Consider the following 17,338-nt stretch of genomic DNA (forward strand, 5'->3'; position numbering starts at 1 on the left):
TCAGGTTTTAAAACCGATAAAAAGAAGTGTTAGCTTTTAAAAAGGGAATAATATCATATATCTAATGATATTTATCATCTTTTGAATCTTTCAAACTACTGTATTTTTGCACTATGGAATTACAACAAATCATCAAAAAGGCAACTGAAGAAGCCATCTCCTACCAACAATATAGAGCTTTTGTAGAAGCACATACTGCAAACGGCACTAACAGTGGCGATGAGGTTACAGAAGCCCTTGCCGAATATACAAAGCTCAACAACCAGCGCATGAAGCGACTGGATAAAACCATGAAACTACTTCCAGAAAACCAAGAGTTTCTTGAAGCATTTGATAAAGAGGTTTATTTCTTAATTATAACAGAAAGCTGGTGTGGAGACGCTGCCCAAACCATGCCTATGATGAACAAAGTGGCAAACGCCGCTAAAATCGATTTTAAAGTGGTTTTAAGAGATGAAAACCCAGAGTTGATGGATAAGTTCTTAACAAATGGTGGTCGCTCTATAGCTAAGCTAATTTTAGTTGATAAACGAACTGGATTACCAGTCACCACTTGGGGACCAAGACCTACAAAAGCAACCGCTCTCGTTGCGGCAGAAAAAGCTGCAAAAGGAGTTCTAGGACCAGAATTTAAACAAGAACTTCAAAACTGGTACAATAAAGACAAAGGAAAAGATACGGAGAAGGACCTTGTGGAGATTTTGAAAGGATTTTAAATAATAACAAATGGTTTATCGCAATACATCTTTTTTTTATAATTCACTTCAAGTAACGAATTGGTATTAAGATGATATCTAAAATGATGAATGCTAGTAAGCATAGTAGAATCATTTTCAGAAATTTAAATGTACATAAACCATGATTATTTAAGACTTCCCTTTCAATAATTGCCGTAGGTAAGCAATCTCTTCTTTAAGTGAAGTGATGTGTTCTTTATCTGCGTTGATTACAGATTCAATTATATCTGTGTTATATACCTTCGCATGAGTATTGTTGTTTTGAAAGATAGACTTACTTGTCTTCTCATTAAATAGATAAGCAATACTCACTTCTAAAATCTCTGCAATTTTTTGCACTTTAGGTACGGTAAGACGACTATCATTTTTTTCCAGCCTACCATAATTAGATTGTGTAATATCCATTTGCAATGCCATAGCTTCTTGGGATATACTTTTACGTTCACGAGTCTGTTTTATCCTAAAGCCTATTTTATTATTCATATTAATACTTTCAATAGTACTAATATAGATATATTTATTTAAATATTGAATTAAGTTTTTAAGTAGATTGGTGACGTATTGTATAGGAATGGTAAAAATTAAAATACCTCAATTTGTTTAATTAAAATTTATTATTATGAAAAATTTAGAGATGAATGAAATGACAAAATTAGTTGGTGCAGGAGAGTTATGTTTTAATAACGTTGCCTGTTATGGTGTCTCTACACTAATGGGATTGGTTAATCCTGTGGCTGGTATTCTTGCTGGTGGTGCTTGTTTATTTGCTGGCTGTGATGGTGAAGATGATGGTTCAACAACATGGTATAGTTGGTAGATGATGAATAAGTATTTACGTAGAATTTTATTTTTAAGTCCTAGTGCAATAATTTTATTTTACGATTATTATTACGCAATAATCTACATAATAATCGTTTGTGCGATAATACTTTCTTTAGAAAGAAAGTGGCTTAAATAAGTACAAATTTAATTTAAGTCTTTCCTCTAGGAAAGACTTTTTATTTCCATGTAATTTGATGAGAAAACTTGTTTTTTTTTTACTTATTGTTTTATCTTTAAGTTTAATAGAGCTTTCTGAGAAGCTACTTGACACACAACAGCTAGTATATAGTAGTTTATCAGAGCAGTTAACCAAAGAACGCCTCACTACTCAAATAAAGGTCATTAACGAATGGAAATTAATTAGATATTTTCTAATTCCATTTCTATTAATAATAAAAGTATCGTTAATAGCTGCAATTATCGACATGGGATGCTTTCTATTTAACAAAAAAATTAGATACAAAAACCTCTTAAATATTGTTATAAAAGCAGAGTTTATATTTTTAATAGTTATTGTGATTAAAATCGCTTGGTTCTGCTTCTTTCATACAGATTTTATTCTAGAAGATTTACAATATTTCTACCCACTTAGTGCGATTAATATATTAGATTATCAACAATTAGATCCTTGGTGGATTTATCCTTTACAAATGCTTAATCTATTTGAATTGGCTTATTGGTTCACACTTGCTTATTTAATAGGTAAAGAAATCGGCGATACAGTTTCTACCAAAGGCCTACAAATTGTGGCTAGCAGTTATGGTGTTAGTCTAGTGATATGGGTAGTTGTCGTGATGTTCTTAACAATAAACATAAGTTAGATATGAAAAAGAAAATTGTAATTTTATCACTGGCCGTTTTAGTTATTAGCATACTATCTTTTTTAGGTGTCAGTATCATAAGCAAAGCGAATAACAAAAAGGAAATAGCTGCAAAATTACAGCATATTCCAGATTTCAAATTTCAGCAGCTTAATGGACAGTCGTTTTCTAATGTTAGATTAAAAGATTATCTAAATACCATCTTTATCTATTACAATAGTGAGTGTGATTATTGCCAGCATGAAGCAGAAAGTATCAGTGAGAATCTAGATTCCTTTAAAAATGTTCAGTTTCTATTTGTCTCCTCAGAGCCTATAGAAACTATCAAAGAATTTTCTCAAACTTATTCTTTAGACCAACAATCTAATATTTATTTTTTACATGATCGTTTTGATATATTCAGTACTCGATTTGATGCAACTTCTATTCCTTACCTACTAATTTATAATGAAAATCAAGAACTTATTAAAAGGCAAAAGGGACAACTAAATGCAAAAGGGATTTTAAAGCTACTCAAAACACCATAGTCGAAACGTTCCATGAGTCAACTAAAAACTACTTCTCACAAGAATATAGAAAAATCACTAGTATTACAGCATGATCAGTCAGATTGTGGTGTGGCTTGTTTACTATCACTAATCCAATATTATAACGGTGCTAACTCATTAGAAAAATTACGAGAGTTAAGTGGTACGACCAAACAAGGAACAACCTTACTGGGTTTATATCAAGCAGCAAATCAATTAGGTTTTACGGCACAAGGTAACGAGGCAGATATTCAAGCACTTATAGTTCATGGCGAGCCACTTATATTGCACGTAATCATTGAAAATAGGTTGCAGCATTATGTGATATGCTACGGCTATGATAATGGTAAATTTATTATAGGTGATCCAGCAAACGGTGTTCAAAGCTATAGTAAAGAAGAATTAGAGGGTATCTGGAAATCAAAAACCTGTCTCACCTTAACACCTAATGAAACTTTTACCGTTGCTAAAACCCAAAATAAAAACAAAAAGCAATTGTTATTACAACTGCTTAAAGATGATTACAGGTTAATTACCTTTAGTGTTTTACTCGGATTAGGTGTTGCTACCCTAGGAATGGCGATGGCAATTTTCTCTCAAAAGTTAATAGATGATATATTGCCATCTAGAGATTTTAATAAGTTGATTACTGGGATCGTGTTGGTTGCTTTCTTACTCTTAATAAGAGTGCTATTCACTGCATTGCGCAGTTACTTTTTAATAGAACAAACCAAAGATTTCAATAATAGAATTATTGATAGCTTTTACTCTTCATTACTACAATTGCCTAAACCCTTTTTTGACACTCGTAAGATAGGTGAGTTAGTGGCTCGACTTAACGATACACAACGAGTACAGCGTGTAATATCACAGGTAATCGGAAATTTGGTTATCAATGCATTAGTAACTCTAGTTTCTTTAGGCTTTTTGTTTTATTATTCATGGCAAACAGGATTGATTGCTTTTATAAGTCTTCCTTTTTATTTCTCGTTAATTTACAGTTTCAACAAACGTATTATCAAGGCGCAAAAAGAAGTAATGCAAGGTTATGCTTTCAGCGAAAGCAATTTCATAACCTCTATGCAAGGTATTGCTACTATTAAAAACAACAACAGGCAAGATGTTTTTAAAAAGGTAAACCAATTGATTTATGGTAATTACCAAGATAAAGCCTTTCATCTAGGTAAAATTAATGTAAGATTATCTGTGTTTTCTGGCGTTTTCAGCGTACTATTTTTGATAGGTATATTGGTTTATACCTGTGTTCAGGTGTATGATGAAAGCATGCAATTAGGTGAGTTAATGGCAATTCTAGGAGTTGCAGGTAGTTTATTGCCATCTGTAGCTAGTCTTGCATTGATTACGATTCCCATAAATGAGGCAAAAGTAGCCTTTAATAGAATGTACGAATTTGCATCTATGGAGAAAGAGTGTAGTGGTGAAATTTCTCTTACACACTTCAATAAATTAGAAGTTAAAAATCTTTCTTTTCGATTCGCAGGTAGAAGTCCGCTACTAGAAAATATTAACTTTCAGGTATTGTCAAATGAATGCCTCGCTATTGTAGGAGAAAGTGGAAGTGGTAAAAGTACATTAGGTCAAATCATTCAGAAATTTTATCTCTATGAAAATGGAACTGTTTTAATTAATGATAACCAGTCTTTAAACGAGATTTCAACTCGTGAATGGCGTTCTATGTTAGGCGTTGTACCACAAGAAATCACGATTTTTACAGGAAATATTATTGATAATTTGTTACTTGGTCAGTCGGATACTTCAGAGAATATTGAAGATTTTGTAAACACTTACGGTTTTGAGTCATTTATTCAATCCTTACCACAGCAATATGCAACGATTTTAGGTGAAAAAGGCATTAACCTTTCTGGCGGACAGCGTCAGGTAATAGGTTTAATGCGCGCCTTGTATAAACGACCTAAGGTATTATTGCTAGATGAGTTTACCTCTGCTATGGACAGAAAAACAGAGCAAATGGTACTTCAATTATTGAATCGCTTGAAAAATGAAATGAGTATCATTATAATTTCACACCGTTTACATTCTTTACCAAAAATAGCCGATCGCATATATGTTTTGGAAAATGGAACAATAACGAATTCTGGAAACCACCAAAAACTTATGCTAACAAAGAATTTTTATAGTGACTTCTGGTCTGAATTAGAACTTTGATAACTACATCACTTACCCAATCCTTTCCTCAAAACCTCCTTAATGCCTTCTAGATTCTCCGTAAAATCCATCATTTGACTCAGGACTTGAGACATTTGATTCTGTCCACCTAGACCGTTGAGTTTATTGTTCTTGGCAAAAATCCCTTTGATATCTTCCCATCGTTGCTGTTCCTCTTGTGAGATGGTTTTTACGAGTTCTTTATATTTCAAAAGATTGGCCTCTGCAGCACTAGTTAAGGTTTGTGATTCACTTTCGTAATGAGATAACAACAGCGTTTGAAGTTCTTTGTCATCCATAATAGGGACTACTTTTGCCACTAGCTTATTCATATCACGATAAGAACCTTGTAGTTTAAAACTAGGTTCGGTACGGTACGCATCTTCCATTCCGGCACTTGAAATATAGGTTTCGTTTACTTTAAGAACGGTATCTCTAATCTTCAATACTTTTTCAAGCACGGCGACATAATCTGCTATTTCTTGATTACTGTGATTTCCTTTTAACTCATTATCACTTGCTCCGTTTTGAACACGATCGATTAATGCATACACATCATCAAAGTGTTTATTGCTTAATTGTTGTAATACTGGATTGCTTGTTAATGCATTTTCAACCAGACTTAGTTCAAACAAGTGAGCCGTATCGCCTATGATATCACCAAGGTTATAAATATCGGCACGGTTGGCAAGCATGTCTGGAATCTGGAATTTATCACCACTTTCTGTATACGGATTACCAGCCATAATCACACAAAATTTCTTACTACGTAAATCATAGGTTTTAGGCTTTCCATTATAAACTCCTTCAATCTTTCGTGTACCATCAGACAAACTGATGAATTTTTGTAAAAACTCAGGATTACAATGCTGGATATCATCTAGATATAACATCACATTATCACCCATTTCAAAAGCGAGATTTAGCTTTTTAAGCTCTTCTCTCGTTGCTGCATTAGTTGCCGCTTCAGGATCTACTGATGTAATTTCATGACCTATCGCTGGACCATTTATTTTCATAAATATCAAGCCTAATCGGTTTGCCACATATTCCATCAAGGTTGTTTTACCATAACCTGGTGGTGATATAAGTAGCAATAATCCCATGCGATCGGTACGTTTGGTATCACCTACCGTACCTAATTGTTTGGCAAGATTATCACCTATTAGTGGGAAATATACTTGATCGATCAATTTATTACGGACAAAAGAACTCAATACACGTGGTTTAAATTCTTCTAATCGCAAGGACTCTTTTAACTCTTCAGTTACCTCTTGCTTTGCTTTTCTAAAGGTTTCATAAGCAGGTACTTTTATCGTTGTAAAGTGCTCTAGTGTATGTACAAACTCATGATAATTAAACACAAACACACCTTCTTCAATAGTCTGGTGTGATCCTTTTAATCCATTGATATTTTCACTAGGTGAGATGGCAACTGTTTTATCAGCTGTCAGCTCTCCATAAAGTATGTTTGCCACACATTCGTTTACATAAGTCAGTAAAGATTGTTTTGAGTCCGCTTTCGCGAAAGCGGAAACCCAATGTCTCACCAGTTCCACTTTAGACTTCTCGTCCTCACAAGCTTCTAGACTTTTCTTAAATTTTAAATCGGCATTTTGAGATTTTATTTTCTTTTCAAAAGCTTCTTTTAATTGAATAGCGCTCGTGCTTACTGTGAAATGATCATTGTCCTTTAACTCGTTGAATAAATAGCTGGCTATGCTGCGAGCAGTGAGGCTCTCGAACTGCGATTTTGAATTAAGAATCTCATTTTCAATTTCTTCTATTATAAAGTCGTACTCCTTACTATCTGGAAAAACAGATAATACCTCACCAGCACTTTTCAAAATACGGTTGAGGTTAGATTGATGTTTTGTATCAAGCGCATTCCAAAAAAACTGTGCTTGCGCTCTCGTATTTGGGTCATAAGTGAGTAAGCCCAAATCATGGTGTTTATGTAATAAAACGCCTAAAATTTGTGCTGCGTCATGGTCATGAACACCTTTTACATAACCACCAGAATAGTTACCACTCGCGATTTCTTGAACAGTTGTCAGCAAATCTGCTGGACTCATTATTCTTAAAGCTTCTTTATCTCCAGATTTAAAAATAGAGTAGGCGAGGTAGGCAGATCTGTAGACTTGGTTATTTTCAGACACTAAATCTTGATTCCATATTCCTTGAGATTGCGTGAGAACCTCGTTATGTAATTCTTGATAGAAATCAGTTCCTGTTAAATGATAAAACAGCGCATTATCTTTAAAAACAATGGTAAGATCCAGTTGCTGTTTATTAACACCAAATTTGTGCTTTCCTAGTTTGATGATGTTATCACCATCTTCATAAAGTTCGTTCTTATCCTTGAGTTTTCTTAAAGCATCTTCACGAGCCACTTTAAGCGCTGTTTCTATCGCTTCGGCTTTTCCTGCGTCGTCCAGTTCTTTAAGTTGCCCTATGATGTCGCGCACCTTATTAATCATTAAATCGCTGGCAAAATAACCGTTGATTTCAGTAATACTATCTAGAGATTGCGCACGTTTTTGAACACCTTTTAAAATACGTTGAGCTGCATTTTGAAAAGCCATTGCCCTTTTATTGCGCGCCTCTACAAGACTACTTTTGCGATTGTCAAAAGCGGCATAAACCTCTTCTCGCTTTTCAATGATCTCTGTGATGTACTCTTCAAAATCGGCAAACTTTCCTTCAAGTTCTTCTAGCTGTATAGAAACTTTAGTAAGGAATTCATCACATTTCTCTGGCGTGTTTGCAATGTCTAAATAATTGATAATACTTTGATCAATCAGCTTGAGTTGCGCGGCAAAATCGGCTTGAGCTTCTTTTTTACCTACGGTTTTCACTTTATTTCTAATCGCCGCTTTTACCTGATTGATCGTCGCAAAAATGAGCGAGATATTCTCAATAATCTTAGTAGAGTGAGAAGTGTCTTCTATCTCTAGATTAGAAACGATGTCTATTAAAAGCTCGAGATCTTCAGCGATTTGATTCACTTCTTTCTCAAGGTTTTTGATCTCGATGACTTTTTTAGTGGCGTCGAGTGCTTTTTGTTTTTCGGCAACGGCGTCGTGGTAGGGCGCAAGTGCTTTATCGTCTAATAAAAAGGTCACTGCACGACGTGAGATCACCTCATTTTGCTCTACGATTTGCTCCTCGATTCCTTTGATAAAATCGGTGTCCACATAACGTATTTCATATAGACCTATCGCTTCACCACGTAAAGTGCGCAGCTGGATGAGCAGCTGTACAAAATCATTGATCGATTTAAAAGAAGTGCTTTTTACTTTACTAAAAAGGGCATCTGCCTTTTTGCCTATCTCTTTAGTTTCAGTTGCAGCCTGTTTGCGCAACTGTTTTACCTTTTCAAACTCGTCTATCGCTGCATTTGAAGCTTTGTTGATTTCTAATAATGGAAGGTTGAGTTGTTGCGTTTCTTCTTCAGGTAACCAATAATAAGCATCGAGAATATCTTTGGAAGCGCGAGCAATATCATCATATAAACCGCCGTAGCTGTCCTCTTTGTTAAGCAAAGTGAGCAGTTCGTTAGCTTCGGCCATCGCTTTTACGATATCCTTATTGCCTATCTTGAACAACATAGTGTCCTGATGTTCAGACGGCATAATGTTTCCTTTCAGATAAGGCGTTTGCCAGATTTGCATCATATGATGCTTAGTCTGCTCATCTTCTGTACGGAAATAACACAACTCACCTTGTTCCAAAATCGTAAACCCATTACATATAATAGGAGTTTTAACCGATTGGTCTATCACGTTATAGGACATCAACACATACAATCCTTGAGCAGGATTGTAGAAAACATACAAATGATCTTCACCGTTGGGCGATGCGATTCTTTGCTGGAATTTCAATTTTCCAGCATCGCTAGGGAAGACATTATATTCTCCAGTTTGCAAATAATAACCACTCGGGAAAATAATTCCTTGCTCGTCTGGCAACAATACCGCAGCCTGCGCGATACTGTCTATTTTTTCTACTTCTTTAATCTTGTGGTTGTATACAAAATAACGTGGCTCCTCTTGAAACGGCTTGATTTCTAGAACGATCAGGTTGCCTAAATCGGCATAGCGGTACTGCCCGTCATCGAGTGTCTGATCGCGGTGTTCTACGTCTTCACGGTAAATTCCCTGACCATCGTCTGTATTATCCTCAATTTTTATGGTAAGATCGCCACCTATAGTTTCTACAAAAACTTTATCCAGAATGGACACGTGGCCGTGCACACCAGCACGTTGATTATCACGTCCAGCTTCATTCCACTGGAAACCGTATTGCGCTGGAAAACGATACTCGTGCTCACTACGGTTATCCACATATTGCAATCCGTCGTCAGTTATCAACCACTTGAATGTCTTGATATCAGTAACCGAATCGCTAAGTTGGAATACCATATGCAGGTAATTCCCCATAATCGCAAACTTTGAAAATATCGTGTTGCGATAGTATTTGTACAGATTTTCAAAATCAGTTTGAAAGATTTCGTCTTGTATGAGGCTTAATTTGTTTCCGCTTTCGCGAAAGCGTAACGCATCACCAGCTTCACCACTTCTATCAAACTCATAGATACTAAAAACATCACTCAAGTGGATCTCGGTACGTAGTCCAAAGTGCACGTTGTAACCAAAGATGCTGTGTTTTCCAATCGTCACGATATCACGAGCGATACAGTTGTTTTCTGTATTCACACGATCATTTGCGATTAGTCGCGTCTCCAGTGAACCGAAAACCTTTTTACGTTCTTCATTAAGCGCATTGAGTCGTTGCTGCAAGTCATTTTTTTGCTTGAGTAAGCGGCTCTGGATGATCTCGTAGGTTCCTGAGTCGAGTTGGGTAGTGTCTTTTATATCTTTTTCTTCTGCCATTGTTTCTGTTAGTTCTTGGACGTATCGCATGCGTCTCTCCACTGTTGCCGCGCATTGCATGCGCCTTTCTCTCTACTGGACTTCATCTCACTCTGCTGGGCGGATGCGATCCGCCCTTACCATACTGCATATCTCAGAGCTTGAGCTTTGCTTTCAGCTGCTCGTCCCATTTTCTAGGATTGTCGTTGATATACTTGGTCACGTTTTCATAGTGTTGTTCCGTCTTGATGATTGCTTCGTTATAGTTGCGAACCCATATGGTCTTTTCATTAGCGAGAGCATCACATATTTTTATAAGTTCCAAGCTTTGTAGATTTGGAAGATCCATTTCAGCTTTTATAGTTTCTAAAACTTGTCTAGTCACAGCGCCTTTGTAACCGCGCACAATGGCGCCTAGTGAACCTGGCTTATTCATATGCTTTCCTGCAACAGCGCCGGCGCGTTTTTCCAATTCTTCAGGAGTGAATTGCTTCTGTTCTTGTTGTTGGTCAATATGAACTAGAAAATGCATATGGTCTGGCATAATCATATATGCTCCAAGCGAGACATTATCCCTAAGTTCCATTGTGTTTTCCCATTCATTAGCCGCTATTTCACCAAACTCATTCAACACCATTTCTCCATCCACGATCTTCCCGAACAAGCGTAGTCGATCACGAGTGACGATAGTAACGAAGTATCTACCGACTGATGTGTAGTCGTAGCCTTTAAGACGTACCGTTTTGCGATTGTGTTGGTTCATTTCTATGATGTTTCTACACGCATTGCATGCGCGTTTTCAACACATCGCATGCGTCTAGTATTGGGCGGATGCGATCCGCCCAATACTATGACTGGATCTATATATCTCCTAGCTTCTTACCAGAAAGCCCCATACCTTTTGCCATGTTCAACAAGTTACTGAGCATATTTTGCTCATCACCGTCGTCAGACTTGTTCTGTAGATTGCTTAACAAGTTTGCAATCGTCAGGTTCTTGATGTCCTCAGAGCTGATGTTATACTTGTCTGCAAAGTCCTTTACTTTATCCAATAAATTACCTTTTACGTCATCACTTCCTAGAATGGCATCTTTTACTTCAGATACAGTTTCAGAATGATTCACGAGTCTGTCATAACCTTTGGCCTTAGTGATCTGACCGATGATTTGTTCAAAGAACATGGTCTCTCCACCTACGATATCAATCTTAGCCGCTTTCAATGCATCTCCTATCACTTGTGCTTGCGCATCAGCAATGTCCTTCTGGATGTTGATTTGCGCTAGGTCTACTTGAAGTTCCTTATCTAGACGTAGTTTGAACTCTTCATGTTCTTTACCTACACCATCTAGTTTCTTCATCGCTTCAGCTTTCTCTTCAATTCCAGCAGCATCTGCAAGGGCTTTTTCTTTGATTACCTCTGCTTCAGCAAGTCCATCTTGACGTTTTGCTGCAGCTTTTGCGGTGATTCCGCTAGCCTCAGCCTCAGCCTTTTTCTGGATGATGAGTGCATCAACAATTCCCTGGCGCTCGCTGGCCTCAGCCTTAGCGTGCATTACTTGTGCTTCAGAAAGTCCTACAGTTGCTTCTTCCTTAGCAGTTGCTTCGGCAAGAATTTTACGTGCATCAGCTTGCTTTTCACTAGCTTCTTTATGTGCTAGCGCTTCAATATTGATTTCTTCAGCCTTTTGAACCGCAGCTTTTTTAGAAGCCTCAGCCGCTATGGTAATGCGTATCAAGTCATCTTGAGCACGAGCTTCTGCATTTGTAATCGCTACTTGTTTTACACGATCTGCAGTTTTGAAAGCCTCAATATCTTTCATGTTTTCTTGCTCTTCAACCACACCTTTTTCAAGAATCACGCGATCACGGATCACGTCTTGAATATTCTTTTTCTCGACCTCTACTACTTTCTCTTTCTCGATTTGAGCTAGAGTTACCACTCGTTCTCTTTCGGTCAATTCTAACATGCGGTCTTTTTCCACACGTTCTGTTTCCACAGCGTCAGTGCGTTGCTTATTCTTTTCTGCAACGATGATTTGACGCTGCATGTTTTCTTCGGCTACTTTTACTTTTTCTTCGGTAGCGATGCGAGCTGTTTCTGACTTGAGTCGTTCTTCTTCAGCCACTTTAAGCGTTTCGGCTTCTTCACGAGATTTGATGTTTGAAATCTCACGTTTTTGTTGCTCTTCTTTTTCGGCTAGTTGCTTATCAAGTTCTAGGATCGCTTCACGAGACTCAACATCTTGCTTGCGGATGGTTTTCTCTTCATCGCGCTTGATGAGGTTAGCCTTGATGTTTTGTGCTGCTGTAAGGTCAGTAATCTTCTTAATACCTTCAGCATCCAGAATATTATCTGCTTTTAAGTGAGAAACGCTGGTTTGCTCTAAAAAGTCAATGGCACAATCTTCTAAAGTATATCCATTTAAATCAGTACCGATAATGTCTACAATCTCATCACGGAACTCACGACGTGCTTCATAGAGATCAATAAATTGGAATTTTTTACCTACGGTCTTGAGTGCTTCAGAAAACTTGGCTTCAAAAAGATCTTCTAATGTCTCAATACGAGAAGCACGTTGCACACCTATAGTTTGAGCCACTTTCTTGATATATTCTACCTCGTTGTTGACACGCACGAAAAACGCCACTTTAATATCGGCTCGCATGTTGTCTTTACAGATCAACCCTTCAACGCCCATACGCTCGATCTGGATTTTCTTAACCGAAATATCCATAGTCTCTACACGGTGGAAAACCGGCACGACGTAAAGTCCTTTATCTGTTGCGACTTTTGTACCTCCAAAACCAGTACGCACGAGCGCCTGACCTTGATGTACTTTTTTGTAAAACATCGCAATGATCGCGAAGTATACAATTACAAGGAATAGAAAAATACCTACTCCTGTTACAATGATTCCTAATGTTCCGTCCATAGTTATTGTTTGGTTTTTGTTTATTTAATTGTTTTTATAAGTTATTTGGTTTTGATTTTTCAATATAATCTATTGCAATATCTGCGAGTAGGAAACCGTATAAATCAACACCTATGTGTTTAATTAATTCTATTCTGAATTTATCGCGATGATTAAGCAATTCTTCAAATTTAAAAATCTTTGCAACTGTTTTTAAGGAATGTGTAAAGTTAGCCTCAAAAAGCTCTTGAACCTTGTTAGGGTCAGATGCATTTGTAGCGCCTATTCTTCCTGCTACAGATTTTATATGCTCAAGTTTAAAACCTACTTGAACATGAAAACATGCTTTTATGTCTACTCTAATGTCGTCTTGACAAATAAGGTTTTCGTCGTCCAAAAGTTCTATGCGAACTTGTTTTATGGTCATATCCATCATTTCTAGTTGATGAAAAACAGGGACTACATATATTGCTGTTGTTGAAATTTTTGTACCACCTATTCCAGTGCGTATCAGGGCAAAACCTTGAGGAGCTTTTTTAAAGAACAATGCTATGATTAAGAAATACACCGTTATCAGTAAAAGAAGCATTCCTAATAATGTAATAATCATGGGTATAAATCCGTCCATAGTTTTTATTTATTTGTTTTAATGTTTGTGTCACACTGAGCACTTCGGTCAACTCAGCACAGGCTTATCGCAGTGTGATTTGAATAAGCTTTTTCAATTTATACATCGACTTCGACAAGCTCAGACTGACATTAGTTATTTCAAAACAGCCATGAAATAGCAGTAACAAAACCAATTATGAAACAAATTGCGATTGTCGTTAACATTAAGTAAATCCCTATTACTAAAATATAATCTTTCCATGATCTCTTTTGGTTTTCGAAATAATCACCTTCTAACTTAGAGCTTTTAATAATGTCAACTAAATCAAAAAAGAATTCAGAATTTTTATCAGTTAATTTATCGCTTATCACTAAATGATTTTCAACCGTAATAGCAGCCTCAAGAAATTCCGCAGCATAAAGCTCAAGACCATGTTTGTTTGCTTTTATATGACCAGTAATATTTTCTGGATCCTGATAATAACCAAACCGACTATCCTTGATTGAATTTTGAGCTCTTAGTTTTTTAATAAATAGTTCTAATTCTTCCTTTTCCAACTTTTACGCTTTACTCACTAAAAAATAGTTCTTATCATCGGATCGCTTGATGATGAGCACGCTTTCGCGAAAGCGTAACTCTGATCCATCTAATGATTTTACATAAATACTCATTACATTACCATCTGCCATGACCTCTGCATTTCCTAATTTATCCCCAGAAATGGAAGATAAAAGTAAGGCTTCACGACCTAAAAAGTCTACTGCTTTGTCTCCATCTTTATTCAAATTTTTGAAAAATGATTTGAATGGCGTGGTAATCACTTTAGTTAGGATCAAGGCTGGTACGAATGCTGCTAGAACAATGACAAAACCGAATGTGTTGTCATAACTACCAGTGATTGAGGTTGTGAGCACTGAAATCATCCACCACAGGAAAATCCAAAACGTAAAAGTGAACATGAATGGCAGGCCTACAAAGTTGAAATAGATCAAAAAGACTTGCCACCACTTGAGTTTACGAGTGCGTTTGTTCACTACGTGCTCACGATCAACTTCAGCATTTGCAACGTCCTGGAAATCCATATTTCCTCCTTCAATACCAGTGTCCAGATCAACATCTGCATCGATATCTACGTCTATGTCTACATCCACGTCTAGGTCAAAATCTATTCCTGTAATCATCGTGGCAAGCCAGTAGAGTATAAGAATGATTAACAACACGGTAAGTGTGATGTTTACTTCAGAGAATAATATGTTAAAATAGTTTTCCAAGGTTGGTTAGTGTTTAGTGGTTACTGGCGGATGCAATCCGCCGTTGCTTTAGCTCGTAAAGAAGTCAAAGATATTACTCAATGCTCCTGTGCTGGCTTTATAAAACTCTGTGTATTTGCATCGTGTGCAGGCTACGTAAGAGAATTTCTTGTTTTGAATGTCAAATATTTTGGAAAGCGTGCCGCCAGTAGCACGCATTTCTCCGGTTTCATAATCGTGATGACCGCATTTGACACATTTAAAATTTATGTTGCTCATTGTTTTGATTTTTTATGGCGGATGCGATTCGCCACTACGCCTCATCTTTTTTGATTCCTAATTGCTCTTTGAGCTTTGCTAGGTCATCGTCAAGTTTAGACTCAGACATGTCTGCTGCGGCATCAATTTCATCGTCTACCGACTTGGTTGTCTTAGCTAGATCTCCATAAGCCTCAGCAAGAGCTTCGTCTTGAGCGACTTTTTCTTTCATACGCTCGAGCATGCTCACCGTTCCTGTACTGTCTAATTCTGCCATTTGTTTGTTGACATTTTTAGTAGCATCACTCACTTTTACGCGAGCCTTCAGTGTTTTGAGTTCGTTTTCCCAGTTGGTAATATTTCCTTTGATGGTTTCAATGGTTTCCTTTAACTGTGCGACGTTTTTATCAAACTTCTCCGTGTCAGCACTCGCACGATTAGCGTGTTGTTGTGCTTCTTCTTTTTTGGCAAGAGCTTCTTTGGTAAGGCGATCTGCTGCTTCTACTTCCATGTCACCAGAGTGTGCTTTTTTAAGGATCAACATGGCTTTAGACTCATAGTCTTTAGCTTTTGCCACGTGCTCATCACGTTCATTTTTAGAACGTATAGCTAGAGCTTTTACTTGTGCCATAGCTTCTACGCTTTTGTTGAGGTCTGCTTTCATATCGCGTATTCCTTGCTCGGTCATGGTGATAGGATCTTCTAGATTATCTACTGCTTTGTTAGCTTGTGCTTCTCCTATTTTGAAAATTCTTTTAAATATATTCATGATTTTAGTTTTTTATGGCGGATGCGATCCGCCGTTACGTTTTCACTGCGCAATGTTTGCGCGGTTATGGCAGGTGCAATTTGCCGCTGCTAGTATTTTGAAAATTTGATAATATGGTCTGAGTACTCACTCATTAATAAACTCAAAGAGTTAAGAGTACCTTCTAACTCATTAAGGTCTAGGTTTTCTATTTGAAGTGTGTCTCTAAAGATAACTTTAGTACCACTTTCATCAAGTACAAATGCACCGTGTATGATATCTCTGTTTTTTTGAAGCAAGCTTTTAAAAACCTCTTCATTTTTGTTCTTGATCTTAAAAATATACTGCTCCATGATTAAAATAGGAGGCGCAATTCCTAAAATCATATTTTTAATACCATCACTTTCTTTTTCAATCACTAGAATTCCATCTTTTGGATTGTCTCTAATGATATCATAATTAAGTTCTAACAGGTATTCTTTAATGGTACTGAAGTAGTTGTTCATAGTTTTTTATTGGTAGGTTTAATATTACGAAAAATGAACTTCTTATCCCACAAAAATATGCAGTGCTGTATCAACGATGTAAATAATGAATAGTATCATGTTTAATTTTTTTGGTTAATATTTCTTTGATGGTCTCGCTTTCGCGAAAGCGAACTTCTAAAACGGCCTATTTTAAAAGCTATATTTCATTAAATATTCTTTCTATTTGTTGTTACCGTCCAGAAAGAATACTCAAAAAATTAGCGTAACTTAATAGTATTTGCTAATATTGTTAGTGTAAATATACACAAATTATTTTAATTGCAAATAAAATTAGCAAAAAATGTCGTTTTTTGGAAAAAATATTAAAAAGATACGAGGTATAAAGAGCTTAAGTCAGCAGGCATTTGCAGACCTATTTGGCTTAAAAAGAGGTACTTTAGGAGCTTATGAAGAAGGTAGGAGCGAGCCGAAAATAGAAACGATCATCAAGATTGCTAATTATTTTAGCATAACTATAGATGATATTTTAACCAGCGAGCTTACCGTAAACCAGCTATTAAAGTTTAATGATGCGCTTACGTTAACGCCAGAAGAGTTAGAAAGAGAGCATTTTGCTCAAGTGCCTTGCATCACCGAAAAAACTGCTGAGGATTATCTAGAATATTACGATAATGATGCTTTTATAGCCGACTTGCCGCAACTGACTCTACCTATAAATACTGAAAAAGACTTTATTGCATACACGGTTTCTAATCTGGAGCTGACGAAACATGATAAAGGTTTTTACCCTAAAGATGTAGTGATAGGAGAAAAGGTGCCTAAAAATGTGGTGTCAAAACTAAATAACGGTACTATAGTTCTTGCGGTAACCGATGAACAACTGATATTAAGAAAGCTGTATGTGACATCTAAAGGGCTGGTGTTGCGTGCAGATCATAAAAATATTGAGGATATCACTATCGATAAAAAGTCATTGAAGCAACTGTGGCGTGTGAGATATGTGTTTTTTAGACGTATTCCAGAGTTTTCAGACAGTATGGAAGATAAACTTGCTTTGCTAGAGTTGCAAATGAGGGAAATTAGGGAAGGGATTTGATAAATACA

At 36.6% G+C, this 17,338-nt stretch carries 16 protein-coding genes; 6 read left to right on the forward strand and 10 right to left on the reverse strand.

All coding sequences use genetic code 11. The features are described from left to right. The first annotated feature begins 113 nt into the window (after positions 1–113). Positions 114–716, forward strand: coding sequence for a thioredoxin family protein (locus DDD_RS06905; protein WP_015362085.1), 603 nt, complete (start codon positions 114–116; stop codon positions 714–716). A gap of 150 nt (positions 717–866) precedes the next feature. On the opposite strand, the gene DDD_RS06910 is transcribed toward DDD_RS06905, so the two are convergent. Then, positions 867–1,220, reverse strand: a complete 354-nt coding sequence (locus DDD_RS06910; RefSeq protein ID WP_015362086.1) for a helix-turn-helix domain-containing protein — start codon at positions 1,218–1,220, stop codon at positions 867–869. 160 nt (positions 1,221–1,380) lie between these two features. On the opposite strand from DDD_RS06910, the gene DDD_RS17965 reads away from it, so the two are divergent. The 4 genes from DDD_RS17965 (at position 1,381) to DDD_RS06930 (ending at position 5,094) form a co-directional block, all read left to right on the forward strand. Next, the gene (locus DDD_RS17965) at positions 1,381–1,554 is read left to right on the forward strand and encodes a hypothetical protein (protein WP_158441679.1); all 174 of its coding nucleotides are present in this window, start codon (positions 1,381–1,383) and stop codon (positions 1,552–1,554) included. A 199-nt stretch (positions 1,555–1,753) separates the two neighbouring features. After that, positions 1,754–2,380, forward strand: a complete 627-nt coding sequence (locus DDD_RS06920; RefSeq protein ID WP_015362088.1) for a hypothetical protein — start codon at positions 1,754–1,756, stop codon at positions 2,378–2,380. A 2-nt stretch (positions 2,381–2,382) separates the two neighbouring features. Then, complete coding sequence (locus DDD_RS06925) at positions 2,383–2,907, forward strand: peroxiredoxin family protein (RefSeq protein WP_015362089.1); 525 nt, start codon at positions 2,383–2,385, stop codon at positions 2,905–2,907. A 12-nt stretch (positions 2,908–2,919) separates the two neighbouring features. Continuing rightward, positions 2,920–5,094 (forward strand): peptidase domain-containing ABC transporter, encoded by a 2,175-nt coding sequence (locus tag DDD_RS06930; RefSeq protein WP_015362090.1) that lies wholly within the window; start codon positions 2,920–2,922, stop codon positions 5,092–5,094. Positions 5,095–5,102: 8 nt separating this feature from the next. On the opposite strand, the gene DDD_RS06935 is transcribed toward DDD_RS06930, so the two are convergent. The 9 genes from DDD_RS06935 to DDD_RS06975 all read right to left on the reverse strand — a co-directional run bounded on the left by DDD_RS06935 (position 5,103) and on the right by DDD_RS06975 (position 16,252). Beyond that, positions 5,103–9,989, reverse strand: a complete 4,887-nt coding sequence (locus tag DDD_RS06935) for a DNA repair ATPase (protein WP_041567003.1) — start codon at positions 9,987–9,989, stop codon at positions 5,103–5,105. Positions 9,990–10,122: 133 nt separating this feature from the next. Then, positions 10,123–10,731 (reverse strand): transposase, encoded by a 609-nt coding sequence (locus DDD_RS06940; RefSeq protein WP_015362092.1) that lies wholly within the window; start codon positions 10,729–10,731, stop codon positions 10,123–10,125. A 97-nt stretch (positions 10,732–10,828) separates the two neighbouring features. Next, the gene (locus DDD_RS06945) at positions 10,829–12,901 is read right to left on the reverse strand and encodes a flotillin family protein (RefSeq protein WP_015362093.1); all 2,073 of its coding nucleotides are present in this window, start codon (positions 12,899–12,901) and stop codon (positions 10,829–10,831) included. Between the two features lie 34 nt (positions 12,902–12,935). After that, positions 12,936–13,508 carry an SPFH domain-containing protein gene (locus tag DDD_RS06950; protein WP_015362094.1) on the reverse strand — a complete coding sequence of 191 codons (573 nt, stop codon included), beginning with the start codon at positions 13,506–13,508 and terminating at the stop codon, positions 12,936–12,938. Positions 13,509–13,648: 140 nt separating this feature from the next. Next, entirely contained in the window at positions 13,649–14,047 is a 399-nt protein-coding gene (locus DDD_RS06955) for a hypothetical protein (RefSeq protein ID WP_015362095.1), read from the reverse strand. A gap of 3 nt (positions 14,048–14,050) precedes the next feature. Beyond that, on the reverse strand, positions 14,051–14,761 hold the full coding sequence (locus DDD_RS06960) for an OB-fold-containig protein (RefSeq protein ID WP_015362096.1): 711 nt from the start codon (positions 14,759–14,761) through the stop codon (positions 14,051–14,053). Positions 14,762–14,809: 48 nt separating this feature from the next. Continuing rightward, entirely contained in the window at positions 14,810–15,019 is a 210-nt protein-coding gene (locus tag DDD_RS17515) for a zinc ribbon domain-containing protein (protein ID WP_015362097.1), read from the reverse strand. A 34-nt stretch (positions 15,020–15,053) separates the two neighbouring features. Then, positions 15,054–15,767 (reverse strand): PspA/IM30 family protein, encoded by a 714-nt coding sequence (locus tag DDD_RS06970; protein ID WP_015362098.1) that lies wholly within the window; start codon positions 15,765–15,767, stop codon positions 15,054–15,056. An 89-nt stretch (positions 15,768–15,856) separates the two neighbouring features. Continuing rightward, a complete protein-coding gene (locus DDD_RS06975) occupies positions 15,857–16,252 on the reverse strand; it encodes a type III secretion system chaperone family protein (RefSeq protein WP_015362099.1) in 396 nt (131 codons plus the stop codon). Between the two features lie 322 nt (positions 16,253–16,574). Here DDD_RS06975 and DDD_RS06980 point away from each other — a divergent pair, with 322 nt between their 5' ends. Beyond that, on the forward strand, positions 16,575–17,330 hold the full coding sequence (locus DDD_RS06980; RefSeq protein WP_015362101.1) for a helix-turn-helix domain-containing protein: 756 nt from the start codon (positions 16,575–16,577) through the stop codon (positions 17,328–17,330). Positions 17,331–17,338: the final 8 nt, after the last annotated feature.

The sequence above is a fragment of the Nonlabens dokdonensis DSW-6 genome (assembly GCF_000332115.1).
Lineage (GTDB): Bacteria > Bacteroidota > Bacteroidia > Flavobacteriales > Flavobacteriaceae > Nonlabens > Nonlabens dokdonensis.